The 15,798-nt window shown below is 49.7% G+C and carries 12 protein-coding genes; 10 read left to right on the top strand and 2 right to left on the bottom strand.

Features of this window, described 5'->3' with window-relative positions; genetic code table 11:
* Position 1 precedes the first annotated feature (1 nt).
* From rssB to BM323_RS04505, 4 genes are all read left to right on the top strand, one after another.
* Complete coding sequence (gene rssB, locus BM323_RS04520) at positions 2 to 1,018, top strand: two-component system response regulator RssB (protein ID WP_061718765.1); 1,017 nt, start codon at positions 2 to 4, stop codon at positions 1,016 to 1,018.
* A gap of 193 nt (positions 1,019 to 1,211) precedes the next feature.
* Positions 1,212 to 2,120 carry a UTP--glucose-1-phosphate uridylyltransferase GalU gene (gene galU, locus BM323_RS04515; protein WP_008106595.1) on the top strand — a complete coding sequence of 303 codons (909 nt, stop codon included), beginning with the start codon at positions 1,212 to 1,214 and terminating at the stop codon, positions 2,118 to 2,120.
* A 23-nt stretch (positions 2,121 to 2,143) separates the two neighbouring features.
* Positions 2,144 to 3,487, top strand: a complete 1,344-nt coding sequence (locus BM323_RS04510; protein WP_008106593.1) for a UDP-glucose dehydrogenase family protein — start codon at positions 2,144 to 2,146, stop codon at positions 3,485 to 3,487.
* A 10-nt stretch (positions 3,488 to 3,497) separates the two neighbouring features.
* The gene (locus tag BM323_RS04505) at positions 3,498 to 4,505 is read left to right on the top strand and encodes an NAD-dependent epimerase (protein WP_008106591.1); all 1,008 of its coding nucleotides are present in this window, start codon (positions 3,498 to 3,500) and stop codon (positions 4,503 to 4,505) included.
* A 95-nt stretch (positions 4,506 to 4,600) separates the two neighbouring features.
* Here the strand turns inward: BM323_RS04505 and hns are convergent, their stop codons facing one another.
* Positions 4,601 to 5,008 carry a histone-like nucleoid-structuring protein H-NS gene (gene hns, locus BM323_RS04500; protein ID WP_008106589.1) on the bottom strand — a complete coding sequence of 136 codons (408 nt, stop codon included), beginning with the start codon at positions 5,006 to 5,008 and terminating at the stop codon, positions 4,601 to 4,603.
* A gap of 412 nt (positions 5,009 to 5,420) precedes the next feature.
* On the opposite strand from hns, the gene tdk reads away from it, so the two are divergent.
* Positions 5,421 to 6,041, top strand: a complete 621-nt coding sequence (tdk, locus tag BM323_RS04495) for a thymidine kinase (protein ID WP_008106587.1) — start codon at positions 5,421 to 5,423, stop codon at positions 6,039 to 6,041.
* Between the two features lie 55 nt (positions 6,042 to 6,096).
* Here tdk and adhE read toward each other — a convergent pair whose 3' ends face one another.
* Complete coding sequence (gene adhE, locus BM323_RS04490) at positions 6,097 to 8,772, bottom strand: bifunctional acetaldehyde-CoA/alcohol dehydrogenase (protein WP_008106586.1); 2,676 nt, start codon at positions 8,770 to 8,772, stop codon at positions 6,097 to 6,099.
* Between the two features lie 445 nt (positions 8,773 to 9,217).
* On the opposite strand from adhE, the gene BM323_RS04485 reads away from it, so the two are divergent.
* From BM323_RS04485 to oppC, 5 genes are all read left to right on the top strand, one after another.
* Positions 9,218 to 9,865, top strand: a complete 648-nt coding sequence (locus BM323_RS04485; RefSeq protein WP_008106584.1) for a YchE family NAAT transporter — start codon at positions 9,218 to 9,220, stop codon at positions 9,863 to 9,865.
* A gap of 573 nt (positions 9,866 to 10,438) precedes the next feature.
* On the top strand, positions 10,439 to 12,073 hold the full coding sequence (locus tag BM323_RS04480) for an ABC transporter substrate-binding protein (protein ID WP_036648926.1): 1,635 nt from the start codon (positions 10,439 to 10,441) through the stop codon (positions 12,071 to 12,073).
* A gap of 159 nt (positions 12,074 to 12,232) precedes the next feature.
* Positions 12,233 to 13,873, top strand: coding sequence for an oligopeptide ABC transporter substrate-binding protein OppA (gene oppA / locus BM323_RS04475; protein ID WP_008106580.1), 1,641 nt, complete (start codon positions 12,233 to 12,235; stop codon positions 13,871 to 13,873).
* A gap of 80 nt (positions 13,874 to 13,953) precedes the next feature.
* A complete protein-coding gene (gene oppB, locus BM323_RS04470) occupies positions 13,954 to 14,874 on the top strand; it encodes an oligopeptide ABC transporter permease OppB (protein WP_007892378.1) in 921 nt (306 codons plus the stop codon).
* Positions 14,875 to 14,889: 15 nt separating this feature from the next.
* On the top strand, positions 14,890 to 15,798 hold the full coding sequence (gene oppC / locus BM323_RS04465; RefSeq protein ID WP_008106577.1) for an oligopeptide ABC transporter permease OppC: 909 nt from the start codon (positions 14,890 to 14,892) through the stop codon (positions 15,796 to 15,798).

Genomic DNA, 15,798 nt, shown 5'->3' with positions numbered 1-15,798 from the left:
AATGGAAAAACCGCTAATCGGCAAAAAGATACTCATTGTCGAAGATGAGGTCGTTTTCCGTTCATTGATAGACAATTTATTAACCAGCTTGGGCGCCAGTACGCTTGAGGCGGGAGATGGCGTTGATGGCTTAACATTGTTGTCGGCGCAGTCAGTGGATCTGGTTATTTGCGATCTTGAAATGCCGCGTATGGGCGGTATCCCGTTCGTTGAGCGTCTTCGCACGCGCGGCAACAATGTGCCCATTTTGATTATCTCCGCCACACAAAATATGGCGGATATCGCCCATGTGTTGCGTTTGGGCGTGCAGGATGTGCTGCTCAAACCGCTCAAAAATCTTGAACGTTTCCGTGAAGCGGTGTTTGAGTGTCTCTATCCCTCAATGTTTACCTCCAAAGTGGAGGAGGATGAGCAGCTATTTCAGGATTGGGATGCGCTGGTCAGCGATCCGCTGGCGGCCTCTAAATTACTTAAACAGCTCCAGCCGCCGGTGCAGCAAACCATCGCCAATTGCCGAATCAATTACCGCCAGCTCACCATGGCGGAACAGCCGGGCTTAGTGCTGGATATCGCGGCGCTGTCTGATAACGATTTGGCATTCTATTGCCTTGATGTGACACGCGCTGGCGATAATGGCGTGTTAGCCGCGCTGTTACTGCGCGCGCTGTTTAATGGTTTGCTGCAGGAGCAACTCTCCGGCCAGAAGCAGCGATTGCCTGAATTAAATGGGTTGCTACGGCAGGTCAACATGCTGTTACGGCAAGCCAATCTCAGCGGTCAGTTCCCGTTACTGGTGGGCTATTACCATCGCCAGTTGAAAAATTTGATCCTGGTTTCAGCAGGACTCAACGCTACATTGCATATCAATACTCATCAAATCCAACTCAGTAATGGTGTGCCACTTGGTACTATGGGCAGCACCCATCTCAATCAAATCAGTCAACGTGCCGACGCCTGGCAGTGCCATATTTGGGGCGCTGGGGGCAGGCTACGTTTGATGCTATCAGCCGAAGAATGACCCGTCGGATTTAAATTTTCCACGGGTTGAAGACAGGACCAGGGGCAAGCTTTACACTTGGGTAATAGTCCTAAATTCCGTGGATTAACTTCTTCCAGGATAAATCCACCTGATAGTAACTGATATACTCATTTCGTTTTTAAACCGACATATCAAGTATTAACTTGAACGGCCTATTAAGAGAGGTATTTTGATGTCTGCCTATAAGACTAAAGTTAAAAAAGCGGTTATCCCAGTTGCAGGCCTCGGCACGCGTATGCTGCCTGCGACCAAAGCTATTCCAAAAGAGATGTTACCGCTGGTCGATAAGCCGTTGATCCAGTATGTCGTAAATGAGTGCATTGCAGCAGGCATTAACGAGATTGTGCTGGTTACACACTCTTCTAAAAACGCCATCGAAAACCACTTTGATACCAGTTTTGAGCTGGAATCTATGCTGGAAAAACGTGTTAAGCGTCAGCTGCTGGATGAAATCCAGTCAATCTGCCCTCCACACGTCACCATCATGCAGGTTCGTCAGGGTATCGCGAAAGGTCTGGGCCACGCAGTAATGTGTGCACATCCGCTGATTGGTGATGAGCCATTCGCCGTAATCCTGCCAGACGTAATCATCGATGAATACGAATCTGACCCAACCAAAGACAACCTGGCAGAGATGCTGGCGCGCTACGAAGAGAGCGGCCGCAGCCAGATCATGGTTGAGCCAGTTGCGGATGTAACCGCTTACGGTGTGGTTGACTGCCAGGGTGCTGATCTCTCTGCAGGTCAGAGTGCGCCAATGGTTGGCGTGGTTGAGAAGCCTAAAGCTTCTGAAGCCCCATCAAACCTGGCCGTTGTTGGTCGTTACGTGCTGTCTGCTGAAATCTGGCCACTGCTGGCGAAAACGCCTCCAGGTGCAGGTGGCGAAGTTCAGCTGACTGACTCCATTGCGATGCTGATGGAAAAAGAGACCGTTGAAGCGTATCACCTAAACGGTGTTAGCCATGACTGCGGTAACAAACTGGGTTACATGCAAGCGTTTGTTGAGTACGGCGTTCGCCATCCAGTCCTGGGTAAAGATTTCACTCAGTGGCTCGAAGGCGCGGTAGGCAACAAAAAGTAACTCAATAAACACAGGATAATTCAATGAAAGTCACTGTATTTGGTATCGGCTATGTCGGTCTGGTTCAGGCTGCGGTGTTGGCCGAAGTCGGACATGACGTTCTCTGTATTGATGTCGACGAAAAGAAAGTCGAGAACTTAAAAAAAGGCAATATTCCGATCTTTGAACCGGGCCTGACGCCACTCGTTATGTCCAATTACGAGTCGGGTCGCCTGAAGTTCAGCACGAATGCGGAAGAGGGCGTTAATCATGGCGTGATGCAGTTTATCGCCGTGGGTACGCCACCGGATGAAGACGGTTCTGCCGATCTGAAATATGTGACAGCTGTTGCGCGCACAATCGCGCAGCACATGAACGATCACAAAGTTGTTATCGACAAATCAACTGTACCAGTAGGTACAGCGGATCGCGTTCGTGCGGTGATGACTGAAACTTTGCAAAAGCGTGATGTGAACATCGCCTTTGACGTGGTTTCAAACCCGGAGTTCCTCAAGGAAGGTGCAGCAGTTAATGACTGTATGCGTCCTGAGCGTATCGTTGTCGGTACCGATAATGATGAAGTGGTTGAGCTGCTACGCGAGCTGTATGAGCCGTTCAACCGTAATCATGATCGTATGATTTTGATGGATATCCGCAGTGCAGAGCTGACCAAATATGCGGCTAACTGCATGCTGGCAACCAAAATCAGCTTCATGAACGAGATCTCTAACCTGGCAGAACGTCTGGGAGCCGACGTTGAGAAGGTTCGCCAGGGTATCGGTTCAGATTCACGTATCGGTTATCACTTCATCTATCCTGGCTGCGGCTATGGCGGTTCTTGTTTCCCGAAAGACGTGCAGGCACTGATTCGTACTGCTGAGTCAATTGGTTACACTCCGCGTCTGTTGCAGGCGGTTGAAGACGTTAACGATTCGCAGAAGAACAAGCTGCCAACCTTTATTAAGCGTCATTTTGGCGACGATCTGCGCGGCAAAACCTTTGCTTTGTGGGGATTGGCGTTCAAACCGAACACTGACGACATGCGTGAAGCCTCCAGCCGCGTGCTGATGGAAACACTGTGGGAAGCCGGTGCAACGGTTCAGGCGTTTGACCCAGAAGCGATGGACGAAGCGCAACGCGTTTATGGTCATCGTAACGATCTGAAGTTGATGGGCACCAAAGAAGCAGCGCTGCAGGGTGCGGATGGCTTAGTTATCTGTACTGAATGGCAAAACTTCCGTGCACCAGATTTTGACGTCATCAAAAGTGCGTTAAAAGAACCCGTGATTTTTGATGGTCGTAACCTGTATGATCCAGAGCGTATCAGCAAGCGCGGTTTCACGTACTATGCAATCGGCCGCGGAGCATCAATTAAAATCGTAGAATAATGAGGGATGTATGAAGTTTCTGGTCACCGGCGCGGCAGGTTTTATTGGATTTCACGTCAGTCAGCGCTTGCTGGCCGCTGGTCACCAGGTTGTCGGTATCGATAACCTGAATGACTATTATGATGTCAGCCTTAAGCAGGCCCGTTTAGACCAGAACACACAACATTCTGATTTTATTTTCGTAAAAATGGACCTGGCGGATCGCCAGGCCATTTCTTCTTTATTCGCTGAGCATGCGTTTGAACGCGTTATTCATTTGGGCGCTCAGGCTGGCGTACGTTATTCGATCGAAAATCCCCATGCTTATGCCGAAGCAAATTTAATCGGTCATCTCAATATTCTTGAAGGCTGCCGCCATCATAAAATCGGCCACCTTTTGTATGCCTCATCCAGTTCAGTTTATGGCCTGAATCGCAAAATGCCTTTTTCAACGGACGATTCCGTTGACCATCCGGTTTCACTCTATGCGGCCACTAAAAAAGCTAACGAATTGATGTCGCATACCTATTCACATCTTTATCAATTGCCCACTACAGGATTACGTTTTTTCACCGTTTATGGTCCGTGGGGCCGTCCGGATATGGCGCTGTTCAAATTTACCCGCGCGATGTTAGCGGGTGAACAAATTGACGTTTATAACAACGGACAAATGACGCGTGACTTCACTTATATTGATGACATTGCAGAAGCGATCGTACGTTTGCAGGATGTAATTCCTCAATCGGATGATAGCTGGACAGTTGAAGCTGGTTCGCCTGCAAGCAGTTCGGCACCTTATCGCGTTTACAACATCGGCAATAGCCAGCCGACCAGCTTAATGACCTATATTGAGTCGCTGGAAAAGGCATTGGGCATTGAAGCGAAGAAAAATATGCTGCCGATGCAACCCGGCGACGTGCTGGGTACCAGCGCTGATACACAACCTCTGTATCAGGCGATCAATTTCCGTCCTCAAACTAGCGTTGAGCAGGGTGTGCAGCATTTTGTTGATTGGTATCGCCGCTTCTATCAACAATAATTAAGCATGAAAAAAGGAAGCCATTGGCTTCCTTTTTCTTACCTGGTCAAAGTGAATTAGTGGTGAACTAATTACAATTCTGAGCGCTGGAATGATTACAGTAGGAAATCGTCCAGTTGTTTACCTTGTTCTTCAATTGCTTTTTTAATCACAGCAGGCGTGCGGCCCTGGCCAGTCCAGGTGCGGTTTTCACCGTTTTCATCAACGTAAGAATATTTAGCGGGGCGCGCAGCACGCTTGGCTTTACCCGGAACTTTTGTTTCAGATAATGCCTGCAATAGCTCATTTGGGTCGATGCCATCGGCAATCAGCATCTCGCGATATTGTTCAAGCTTGCGTGTGCGCTCTGCATTTTCCGCTTGTGCATGAGTATCATCTTCACGACGCTCATTGACCACAACTTCGAGTTTTTCCAGCATCTCTTCCAATGTTTCCAGAGAGCATTCCCGAGCCTGTGCGCGCAATGTACGGATATTATTAAGAATTTTAAGTGCTTCGCTCATTGTCCTAATCTCAAAATATAATAAATGGAGGTTGTTCTGCCGACTCATAATAGTGGTGCAAAAAAATAACTGCAATAGCCGGATTTAAAAGCAAAACGTAAAAATAAAAAAGGAGTGCGATTTTATAACGCTATTCAGAATATATTTACTTATCTGGCAATCTTTTTTAACTGGCTTAGTAGGCTGAACGCTTAGCCCACGCTAATCCTGACGCTTCGGCTTTAATTAAAACGAATAAAATATCGGCTTAATCGCTACTTTGTCAAAACGTGCTCTCTTTTTTGGGCGCTGTGATATCCATCTTGATGGTGATGTTAATTTGAGCAAATGATAAAAATAATGCATCGCTACAGGTATACAGCTTTATGGTAAACTGCGGCGCAACAGATATAGGCTACGATGAGATTTTCTAATGGCTCAACTTTATTTTTATTACTCTGCGATGAATGCGGGTAAATCAACGGCTTTGCTGCAATCTTCTTATAATTACCACGAGCGCGGGATGCGATCGCTGGTTTATACCGCCGAGATCGATAACCGCTTTGGTGCAGGCAAAGTCAGTTCACGCATCGGTCTTTCGTCTCCTGCATTTTTATATAACGATGAGACAAGGCTCGATGAGGAAATAGCGACAGAGCATGCGAAACAACCCGTGCATTGTGTGTTAGTCGATGAAAGCCAGTTCCTCACGCGCGAACAGGTGAAAGCGTTATCTGATGTTGTCGACAATCTGGATATTCCAGTCCTTTGCTATGGCTTGCGCACGGATTTCCGTGGAGAGCTATTTGTGGGCAGCCAATATTTGCTGGCATGGGCGGATAAGCTGGTTGAGCTTAAAACCATCTGTCACTGTGGCAGAAAAGCCAGCATGGTCCTTCGTCTAGATGCGAAGGGTAAACCCTTTAGCGAAGGCGAGCAGGTGGTGATTGGTGGCAATGAGCGCTATATATCGGTCTGCCGTAAACATTATAAGCAGGCGATTGATGAAGGTTCACTTCAGGCGATATATGGATCACAATCGCCCCAGGCCTAACTCATCAGCAAGCCATAAAAAAACCCGCCGTAGCGGGTTTTTTGTTTAAAGCGCTTTACGCTTTCTTCGTTTTCTTATCAACTTTTACTTCAGCTTTAACTTCTTCAGCTTTCTCATTCAGTGACTCAGAGAATTCACGGCCGTAGAAGGTATCCAGCATGATTTGTTTTAACTCAGCAATCAGCGGATAGCGTGGGTTCGCACCGGTACATTGGTCATCGAATGCATCCTCAGCCAGTTTATCCACTTTCGCAAGGAAGTCCGCCTCTTGCACACCCGCTTCGCGGATAGAGGTTGGGATGCCCAACTGCGTTTTCATCTCTTCAAGCCAGGCGAGCAGTTTTTCAATTTTCTGCGCGGTACGGTCGCCAGCAGCGGAAAGTCCCAGATGGTCGGCGATCTCAGCATAACGACGACGTGCTTGTGGACGATCGTACTGGCTGAAAGCCGTCTGCTTGGTCGGGTTGTCATTGGCGTTGTAGCGAATGACGTTTGAAATCAGCAGGGCGTTTGCCAGACCGTGAGGAATGTGGAACTCAGAACCCAGTTTATGCGCCATTGAGTGACATACACCCAGGAAGGCGTTAGCAAACGCAATCCCCGCGATAGTCGCCGCATTGTGAACACGTTCGCGAGCCACTGGATTTTTCGCACCATCGCGATAGCTGGCAGGCAAGTTTTCCTTCAGCAGTTTCAGTGCTTGCAAAGCCTGGCCGTCAGAATACTCGTTCGCTAATACGGAAACGTAGGCTTCAAGTGAGTGCGTTACCGCATCCAGACCACCGAAGGCGCAGAGTGAACGCGGCATATCCATCACCAGGTTGGCGTCAACAATCGCCATGTCTGGTGTCAGAGCATAATCCGCTAATGGGTATTTCTGGCCGGTTGCATCGTCCGTCACCACGGCAAATGGTGTGACTTCAGAACCAGTACCGGAAGTGGTCGTGATGGCAACCATGCGCGCTTTGACGCCCATTTTCGGGAACTTATAGATGCGTTTACGGATGTCCATAAAGCGCAGGGCCAGCTCTTCGAAATGCGTTTCAGGATGCTCGTACATCACCCACATGATTTTTGCTGCATCCATCGGTGAACCACCGCCGAGTGCAATAATCACATCAGGTTTAAAGCTGTTCATCTGCTCTGCACCTTTACGAACGATGCTCAGCGTTGGGTCAGCTTCAACTTCGAAGAAGACTTCGGTTTCGATACCGTGTGATTTCAGTACGCGAGTCACCTGGTCGGCATAGCCGTTATTGAACAGGAAGCGGTCGGTAACGATAAAGGCGCGTTTGGCACCGTCAGTTGCCACTTCTTCCAGAGCAATCGGCAGTGAGCCACGACGGAAGTAAATAGACTTCGGAAGTTTATGCCACAACATATTCTCAGCTCGCTTGGCCACGGTTTTCTTGTTGATGAGATGTTTTGGTCCCACGTTTTCAGAAATGGAGTTACCGCCCCATGAACCACAGCCCAGCGTCAGTGACGGAGCCAGCTTGAAGTTGTACAGGTCACCGATACCGCCTTGTGACGCCGGCGTATTAATCAGAATACGCGCGGTCTTCATTTTGTCGCCGAAGTAGTGCACGCGTTCGATTTGGTTATCCTGGTCGGTATACAGGCATGAGGTGTGGCCGATACCGCCCATCGTTACCAGTTTCTCGGCTTTATCGACCGCGTCATGGTAATCCTTCGCGCGGTACATTGCTAAAGTTGGAGAGAGTTTTTCATGTGCGAATGGCTCAGACTCATCAACCAGCTTCACTTCGCCGATCAGAATCTTGGTAGTTGCAGGCACGCTAATTCCCGCCAATTCAGCAATCTTTGTCGCTGGCTGGCCTACAATCGCCGCATTCAACGCGCCATTCTTCAGAATGATGTCCTGAATGGCTTTCAGCTCTTTACCTTGCAGCAGATAGCCGCCGTGGCTGGCAAAACGCTCACGAACCGCGTCATAAGCCGAATCAACCACAATCACGGATTGTTCAGAAGCACAAATCACACCGTTATCGAAGGTTTTCGACATCAGGATAGAAGCCACAGCGCGTTTGATATCCGCTGTTTCATCAATCACGACTGGCGTGTTACCCGCACCCACACCAATTGCCGGTTTACCGGAACTGTAGGCGGCTTTCACCATGCCCGGACCGCCGGTTGCAAGGATCAGGTTGATATCAGGGTGATGCATTAACTGATTAGAAAGCTCGACAGAAGGGGTATCGATCCAGCCGATAATATCTTTAGGCGCACCTGCCGCAATCGCTGCCTGCAGCACAATGTCTGCGGCTTTATTGGTTGCATCTTTCGCACGTGGATGTGGCGAGAAGATAATGCCGTTACGGGTTTTCAGGCTAATCAGCGCTTTGAAAATAGCCGTAGAAGTTGGGTTTGTGGTTGGAACGATACCGCAGATCAGGCCAATCGGTTCAGCAATGGTAATGGTGCCGAAGGTGTCATCAGTGGCGAGGATACCGCAGGTCTTTTCATCTTTGTAAGCGTTGTAGATGTATTCAGAAGCAAAGTGGTTCTTGATCACTTTGTCTTCAACAATACCCATGCCTGATTCGGCAACGGCCAGCTTGGCGAGAGGAATTCGTGCGTCTGCAGCAGCAAGTGCGGCAGCGCGGAAGATGGCATCAACTTGTTCCTGACTGAAATTAGCGTACTCACGCTGTGCCTTTTTTACACGTTCAACCAGTGCATTAAGTTCGGCAACATTAGTAACGGCCATAGTGCTCTCCTGAAGGAAGTTAAACTCTTTTAGTAAACAAGCCTGAATCCAGAAGTATAGTCACGCTATGCTTATATTTCGGTCAGGTTGGCAACTGTTTTGCCTTTGCTTACTAAAAGGGTTTCCTGGTCAAGATACTAAACGTCAGGAAGTTGTTTCGACGGGGTAAGATTACCCCTGATGGGGTAGGTAAATTTTGATGCAGATCAATCCTGTTCCAAGCTGACACCTTTCAGCACTAACTTTTGCAAGTAAAGTTAGCGTGATGTGCCACATCTGCGGTACCTGCTGGCTTCATTGCGATAACCCAACGTTAACAGTAGTTGAAAGAACTGACTTAAAGCTTTGCCGGTAGCATAAATTTCTGTTGGCACCTCTGGTTTTCAGCCCGGCTTATGCACTACATTAAGCGCGTTTTTCTACTCAGACTTTACCGGAGCCCACTTTGAACCCCGTGCTACTTGATCTATCCGGCTACATTAAGTTTTTTGTCGGTTTGTTTGCCCTGGTAAATCCGGTAGGTATCATCCCGGTCTTTATCAGCATGACCAGCTATCAGGCTGTGGTTGAGCGCAACAAAACCAACCTCACCGCGAACCTGGCCGTCGCCATTATCCTGTGGACGTCACTTTTCCTTGGTGATGGCATCCTGCATCTGTTTGGTATTTCGATAGATTCGTTCCGTATTGCCGGCGGGATTCTGGTCGTCACCATCGCGATGTCGATGATCAGCGGAAAACTGGGTGAGGATAAGCAGAACAAGCAGGAGAAGTCAGAGAGCGCCATTCGTGAAAGTATTGGCGTGGTACCGCTGGCTTTACCGTTGATGGCCGGTCCCGGCGCAATCAGTTCAACCATCGTCTGGAGTACGCGTTATCACAGCTGGCAGAACCTAATTGGCTTTAGTATCGCGATTGCAATTTTCGCGTTTTGCTGTTGGCTACTGTTTCGCGCAGCACCATTAATGGTGCGAGTACTTGGCCAAACCGGGATCAACGTTATCACTCGTATCATGGGATTGTTGTTAATGGCATTGGGCATAGAATTTATTGTCACCGGCATGAAATCAATCTTCCCCGGATTACTCAATTAAAAGCACTTAATTTTTAATCTTAACCAGCAACGCGATCCACAATGGTGCAACGTTAAACGTAATTGCACCATTTTGGTAATTTCATTCATCCTTCTTAACGCATTAACCTCCGCATCACTTTTACTACTAATCCTGATAAAAGTATCCAGCAGTTCACATTAAATTGTGATAATTATCACAGATAAATACTCTGTATAATTCTTTCTTGTTAGCATTACGGGAAAGTCATTGGCTGAGTGATGAAATCATTATGTTGTGAAATGATGATTTTTCAGTTGTATTCGTAAAAGCTATAACTTAATAACAATAATGAATAAACTTTATGCAATAACGATATTATGTTGGTGTAAATCAGTGCGTTAAATGATTTTTCATCCCAATAATTAACACTTTTCCTACCTGGCTGAACGTGATAAAAGAGAATCTGCTAACATTTTTGCAGTTTAGCTTTGGCGTGCGGGCATCGGTTCTGATAATTTTCGGCACATCACAAATTTTTTATCTGATAGCGACAAATGTGTACGCTTCTTGCTTACAGGCTATCAGGCTTATGATTAAGGTTGATATTTGTTGATGAAATGCATGGTAGCGAAAACGGCCGTACGTTCAGTGCTTGCCTTATGTCTCACAGGCGCAATGGCCTTAAGCCAGGCAGCACAAATTCCCGCAGGCACTCAATTATCCGAATTACAGCGGATCGTGATTAATAATGGCAGCGAAGTGGCAACGCTCGATCCGCAGAAAGCGGAAGGCGTGCCGGAATCCAATGTCATGCGTAATTTGCTGGAAGGTCTGGTTGAAACCGATAATAACGGTCAACTCGTCCCCGGTGTCGCTAAGCAATGGAAAAGCGAAGAGGGGCGCATCTGGACTTTCACGCTGCGTGACGATGCGCGCTGGAGTAACGGCCAGCCCGTTACCGCCCAGGATTTCGTCTACAGTTGGCAGCGCCTGGCCGATCCCAAAACGGCCTCGCCTTACGCCAGCTATTTACAGGCGGCCCATGTCGCCAACGTTGATGCCATCTTGTCTGGCAAAGCCGCGCCAGCTGAACTCGGCGTTAAAGCCCTCGACGATCGTCATCTACAAGTTACCCTTTCTGAACCCGTTCCCTATTTTGTTGCCATGCTGGCTCACAGTGCGATGAAACCCGTCTATCGTCCGGCGATAGAGCAGTGGGGCGAGCAGTGGACGCAGCCGCAACACTATGTTGGCAATGGCGCTTTTACGCTGTCGGACTGGGTGGTGAATGAAAAAATCGTGGTGAAACGCAACCCGCAGTATTGGGATAATGCACACACGGTGATTGAAGAGGGCTTGTTCTTGCCTCTCTCTTCAGAGAACAGTGATATCAACCGCTATCGCAGCGGTGGCACCGATATGACCAACAGTGCGGTGCCGCCGGAACTGTTTAAAAAGTTACAGCAGGATCTCGGCAATGAGGTCAAAATCAGTCCGCTGCTGTGCACCTTCTACTACGAAATCAACAACAAAAAAGCGCCATTCGATGACGCACGAGTACGTGCAGCGCTGAAGTTAACCCTTGATCGCGACATCATTGCGCAGAAGATCATGGGACAGGGGCAGATTCCTGCCTACGGTTTGACGCCGCCGTTTACCCACGGTATCACGCTTTCCCCACCGACCTGGGCGCAACAAACGCAGTCCGAGCGTAATGCCAGCGCCAAACAGTTATTAGCCGAGGCCGGCTTTAATCAGCAAAACCCGCTGCGTTTTACGCTGCTGTACAACACCTCGGAACAAAACAAGCGACAGGCGATTGCTGCGGCCTCGATGTGGCAGAAAAATTTGGGTGCGGTGGTGACATTACAGAATCAGGAGTGGAAAACGCTGCTGGAGGCACGTCATCAGGCGCAGTATGACGTAGTACGCGCGACATGGTGCGCAGATTACAACGAGCCCTCGACCTTCCTGAATATGCTGTTGAGCGGTTCATCAATCAACACCGCGTTTTACCAAAGTCCGGCGTTTGACCAGTTAATGAAGCAAACATTAACCACCTCAGATGAAGCAAAGCGCGCCGCTCTTTATCAGCAGGCTGAAGCGCAACTCGATAAAGATTCGCCAATCGTACCTGTCTACTACCGCGTTAGCGTGCGGTTGGTCAAACCGTGGGTGGGCGGTTTTACCGGTAAGGATCCGCAGGACATGCTGGCGTTGAAATACTATTACATAAAGAAACATTGAGTAATGGGCCGATCCGGCGCTACAGTCGGGCGGCACTTTACCGTGGTAAACCCTGAAGGGTGATTAGGGTCTTCGTTCAGACACGCGAAGATCACCTGGAAACGGGGTACGCCGGGCGTTAAATCGACCCGGTAAAGATAATAAAACTGGAGCGTAATAATGAACAACATCACAAAAAAAAGCCTGATTGCAGCGGGCGTATTAGCAGCAATCGGCGCGCTGGCAGGGAATGCCGCGCTGGCAGCAACAGTGCCAGCAGGCGTTGAATTGGCAGCAAAACAGGAACTGGTTCGCGGTAACGGCGATGAAGTACAGTCGCTGGATCCACACAAGATTGAAGGTGTTCCGGAAGACAACATCGCGCGTGACCTGTATGAAGGTTTGATTACCAGCGACAGCGATGGCAAACCGGTACCGGGCGTGGCGGAAAGCTGGGAAAACAAAGATTTCAAAGTCTGGACTTTCCACCTGCGCAAGAACGCCAAATGGTCCAACGGTGAACCAGTCACCGCACAAGATTTCGTTTATAGCTGGCAGCGTCTGGTCGATCCGAAAACGGCATCGCCATACGCCAGCTATCCGCAATACGGCCACATCGTCAATGTTGACGACATCATTGCCGGTAAAAAGCCAACTTCCGAACTGGGTGTAAAAGCCATCGACGATCACACGCTGGAAGTGACGCTGAGCGAGCCAGTACCGTACTTTTATAAGCTGCTGATCAACTCAGTGATGTCTCCGGTGTATAAGCCTGCTATCGACAAATTTGGCGATCAGTGGACCCAACCGCAGAACTGGGTCGGCAACGGCGCATTCAAACTTGAATCACACGTGATCAACGAACGCGTAACTCTCGTGCGTAATACGCAGTATTGGGATAACGAGCATACCGTTCTGAACAAAGTCACCTTCCTGCCAATTAACTCCGAAGTCAGCGACGTTAACCGTTACTTCTCTGAGAACGGCAGTGATATCACTTACAACAACATGCCAATCGAGCTGTTCAAAAAACTGCAGCGTGATAACGGCAAAGAGTTGATGGTGAAGCCATATCTGTGCACCTATTACTACGAAATCAATAACCAGAAAGCACCATTCACCGATCCACGCGTCCGTACCGCGCTGAAACTCGGTCTGGATCGCGACATCATGGTAAACAAGGTTCTGGCACAAGGTCAGCAACCGGCTTACAGCTTCACCCCGCCAGCCACCGATGGCATGGAACTGCTGCCGCCGGATTGGTTCAAGTGGGATCAGAACAAGCGTAACGAAGAAGCGAAAAAGCTGCTGGCTGAAGCGGGTTACACTGCGGATAAACCGCTGACCTTCAATCTGCTGTACAACACCTCCGATCTGCACAAGAAACTGGCGATCGCTGCCTCTTCTATCTGGAAGAAAAACATCGGCGTTAACATCAAGCTGGAGAACCAGGAGTGGAAAACCTTCCTGGATACGCGTCATCAGGGCAACTTTGATGTCTCTCGCGCGGCATGGTGCGCAGATTACAACGAACCGACTTCATTCCTGAACATCATGCTGTCTGACAGCAGCAGTAACACCTCGCACTATAAGAGCGCTGACTTCGATAAAGTTATCCACGATGCGGTTAAAGCCACAGACGATAAAGCGCGCGTAGCGGATTATCAGAAAGCTGAGCAGATTCTGGATAAAGACAGCACCATCGTGCCGGTTTACTACTACGTCAATGCGCGTTTGGTGAAACCTTACGTGGGCGGTTACACCGGCAACGATCCGCTGGATAAAACCGTCGATAAAAACCTGTATATCATTAAACATTAATAGCACTCAGGCTATCGACAGTGGCGGTGCTGCGGCACCGCCTTTTTACTTTGTGAAGCAACAGCCTGGTAGGTACGGCAATGTTAAAATTCATCCTGCGTCGGCTTCTTGAAGCCATCCCGACGCTGTTTATCCTCATCACCATCTCATTCTTTATGATGCGACTGGCACCCGGCAGTCCATTTACCGGCGAACGTGTTCTGTCGCCAGAAGTGATGGCGAATATTGAAGCGAAGTACCATCTCAACGATCCGATTGGTAAACAGTACCTGAGCTATCTGGTGCAGTTGGCACATGGCGACTTTGGTCCCTCGTTTAAATACAAAGATTACTCGGTCAATTATCTGGTCGGCCACGCCTTCCCGGTATCAGCCAAACTCGGTCTGGCGGCATTCTTCCTCGCCGTGGTGCTGGGCGTAACGGCTGGCGTGATCGCCGCCCTGAAGCAGAACAGCTTGTGGGATTATGCCGTGATGGGGGTCGCGATGACCGGCGTGGTGATCCCCAGCTTTGTCGTAGCACCGTTACTGGTGCTGGTATTTGCGATTACCTTACGCTGGCTGCCAGGCGGCGGCTGGAACGGCGGCCAATGGAATTACATGTTGCTGCCGATGGTGGCGCTGTCGCTGGCCTATATCGCCAGCATCGCGCGTATTACCCGTGGTTCGATGATTGAAGTGATGCACTCAAACTTCATCCGCACCGCGCGCGCCAAAGGCCTGCCGTTGCGCCGTATCGTGCTGCGTCACGCGCTGAAGCCCGCTATGTTACCGGTGCTTTCCTATATGGGACCGGCGTTTGTCGGCATCATCACCGGTTCCATGGTGATTGAATCCATCTATGGTTTGCCGGGCATCGGCCAGTTGTTCGTCAACGGGGCATTGAACCGTGACTACTCGCTGGTGATGAGCCTGACCATTCTGGTTGGCGTGCTGACCATCCTGTTTAACGCGATCGTTGATGTGCTGTACGCCGTGATCGATCCGAAAATCCGTTACTGATTGTGGAGCTCGCCCATGATGTTAAGTAAGAAAAACAGCGAAGCTCTGGATGCCTTCAGTGAAAAACTGGAAGTCGAAGGGCGCAGCCTCTGGCAGGATGCGCGTCGCCGCTTTATTCACAACCGCGCGGCCTTTATAAGCCTGCTGGTGCTGCTGGTGATCACGCTGTTCGTGGTGTTCGCCCCGATGTTGTCGCAATTTAAATATGACGATACCGACTGGGCGATGATGTCTGCCGCGCCGGATACCGTTTCCGGTCACTGGTTTGGCACTGATTCCTCTGGCCGTGATCTGCTGGTGCGCGTTGCGATTGGTGGCCGTATCTCGCTGATGGTTGGCATCGCTTCCGCGCTGATCGCGGTGCTGGTGGGCACGCTGTATGGCTCACTGGCGGGTTATCTGGGCGGTAAAATCGACTCGGTGATGATGCGTATTCTGGAGATCCTCAACTCCTTCCCATTCATGTTCTTCGTCATCCTGCTAGTCACCTTCTTTGGTCGCAATATCCTGCTGATCTTTGTGGCGATCGGCATGGTGTCGTGGCTGGACATGGCGCGTATCGTGCGCGGGCAGACCCTGGGCTTGAAGCGCAAAGAGTTCATCGAAGCGGCTCAGGTCGGCGGTGTCAGCACCTTCAAAATCGTATTGCGCCACATTGTGCCGAACGTGTTGGGCGTGGTGGTGGTGTATGCCTCGCTGCTGGTGCCGAGCATGATCCTGTTCGAATCCTTCCTCAGCTTCCTTGGCCTCGGCACGCAGGAACCGCTGAGTAGTTGGGGCGCGTTGCTGAGTGATGGCGCCAATTCGATGGAAGTCTCGCCGTGGTTGCTGATGTTCCCGGCAGGTTTCCTCGTGGTCACGCTGTTCTGTTTTAACTTTATCGGCGATGGCTTGCGTGATGCCCTCGACCCGAAAGATCGTTAA

Source organism: Pantoea sp. YR525, from assembly GCF_900116775.1.
Classification (GTDB): domain Bacteria; phylum Pseudomonadota; class Gammaproteobacteria; order Enterobacterales; family Enterobacteriaceae; genus Pantoea; species Pantoea symbiotica.
This window is presented reverse-complemented; position numbering and strand designations above follow the sequence as displayed.

Excerpts from the sequence above, each read along its gene's own strand:
- oppC (WP_008106577.1), top strand. The coding sequence starts at position 14,890 with ATGATGTTAAGTAAGAAAAACAGCGAAGCTCTGGATGCCTTCAGTGAA.
- BM323_RS04510 (WP_008106593.1), top strand. The coding sequence starts at position 2,144 with ATGAAAGTCACTGTATTTGGTATCGGCTATGTCGGTCTGGTTCAGGCT.
- galU (WP_008106595.1), top strand. The coding sequence starts at position 1,212 with ATGTCTGCCTATAAGACTAAAGTTAAAAAAGCGGTTATCCCAGTTGCA.
- rssB (WP_061718765.1), top strand. The coding sequence starts at position 2 with ATGGAAAAACCGCTAATCGGCAAAAAGATACTCATTGTCGAAGATGAG.
- tdk (WP_008106587.1), top strand. The coding sequence starts at position 5,421 with ATGGCTCAACTTTATTTTTATTACTCTGCGATGAATGCGGGTAAATCA.
- BM323_RS04505 (WP_008106591.1), top strand. The coding sequence starts at position 3,498 with ATGAAGTTTCTGGTCACCGGCGCGGCAGGTTTTATTGGATTTCACGTC.
- adhE (WP_008106586.1), bottom strand. The coding sequence starts at position 8,772 with ATGGCCGTTACTAATGTTGCCGAACTTAATGCACTGGTTGAACGTGTA.
- oppA (WP_008106580.1), top strand. The coding sequence starts at position 12,233 with ATGAACAACATCACAAAAAAAAGCCTGATTGCAGCGGGCGTATTAGCA.
- BM323_RS04480 (WP_036648926.1), top strand. The coding sequence starts at position 10,439 with ATGAAATGCATGGTAGCGAAAACGGCCGTACGTTCAGTGCTTGCCTTA.
- oppB (WP_007892378.1), top strand. The coding sequence starts at position 13,954 with ATGTTAAAATTCATCCTGCGTCGGCTTCTTGAAGCCATCCCGACGCTG.
- hns (WP_008106589.1), bottom strand. The coding sequence starts at position 5,008 with ATGAGCGAAGCACTTAAAATTCTTAATAATATCCGTACATTGCGCGCA.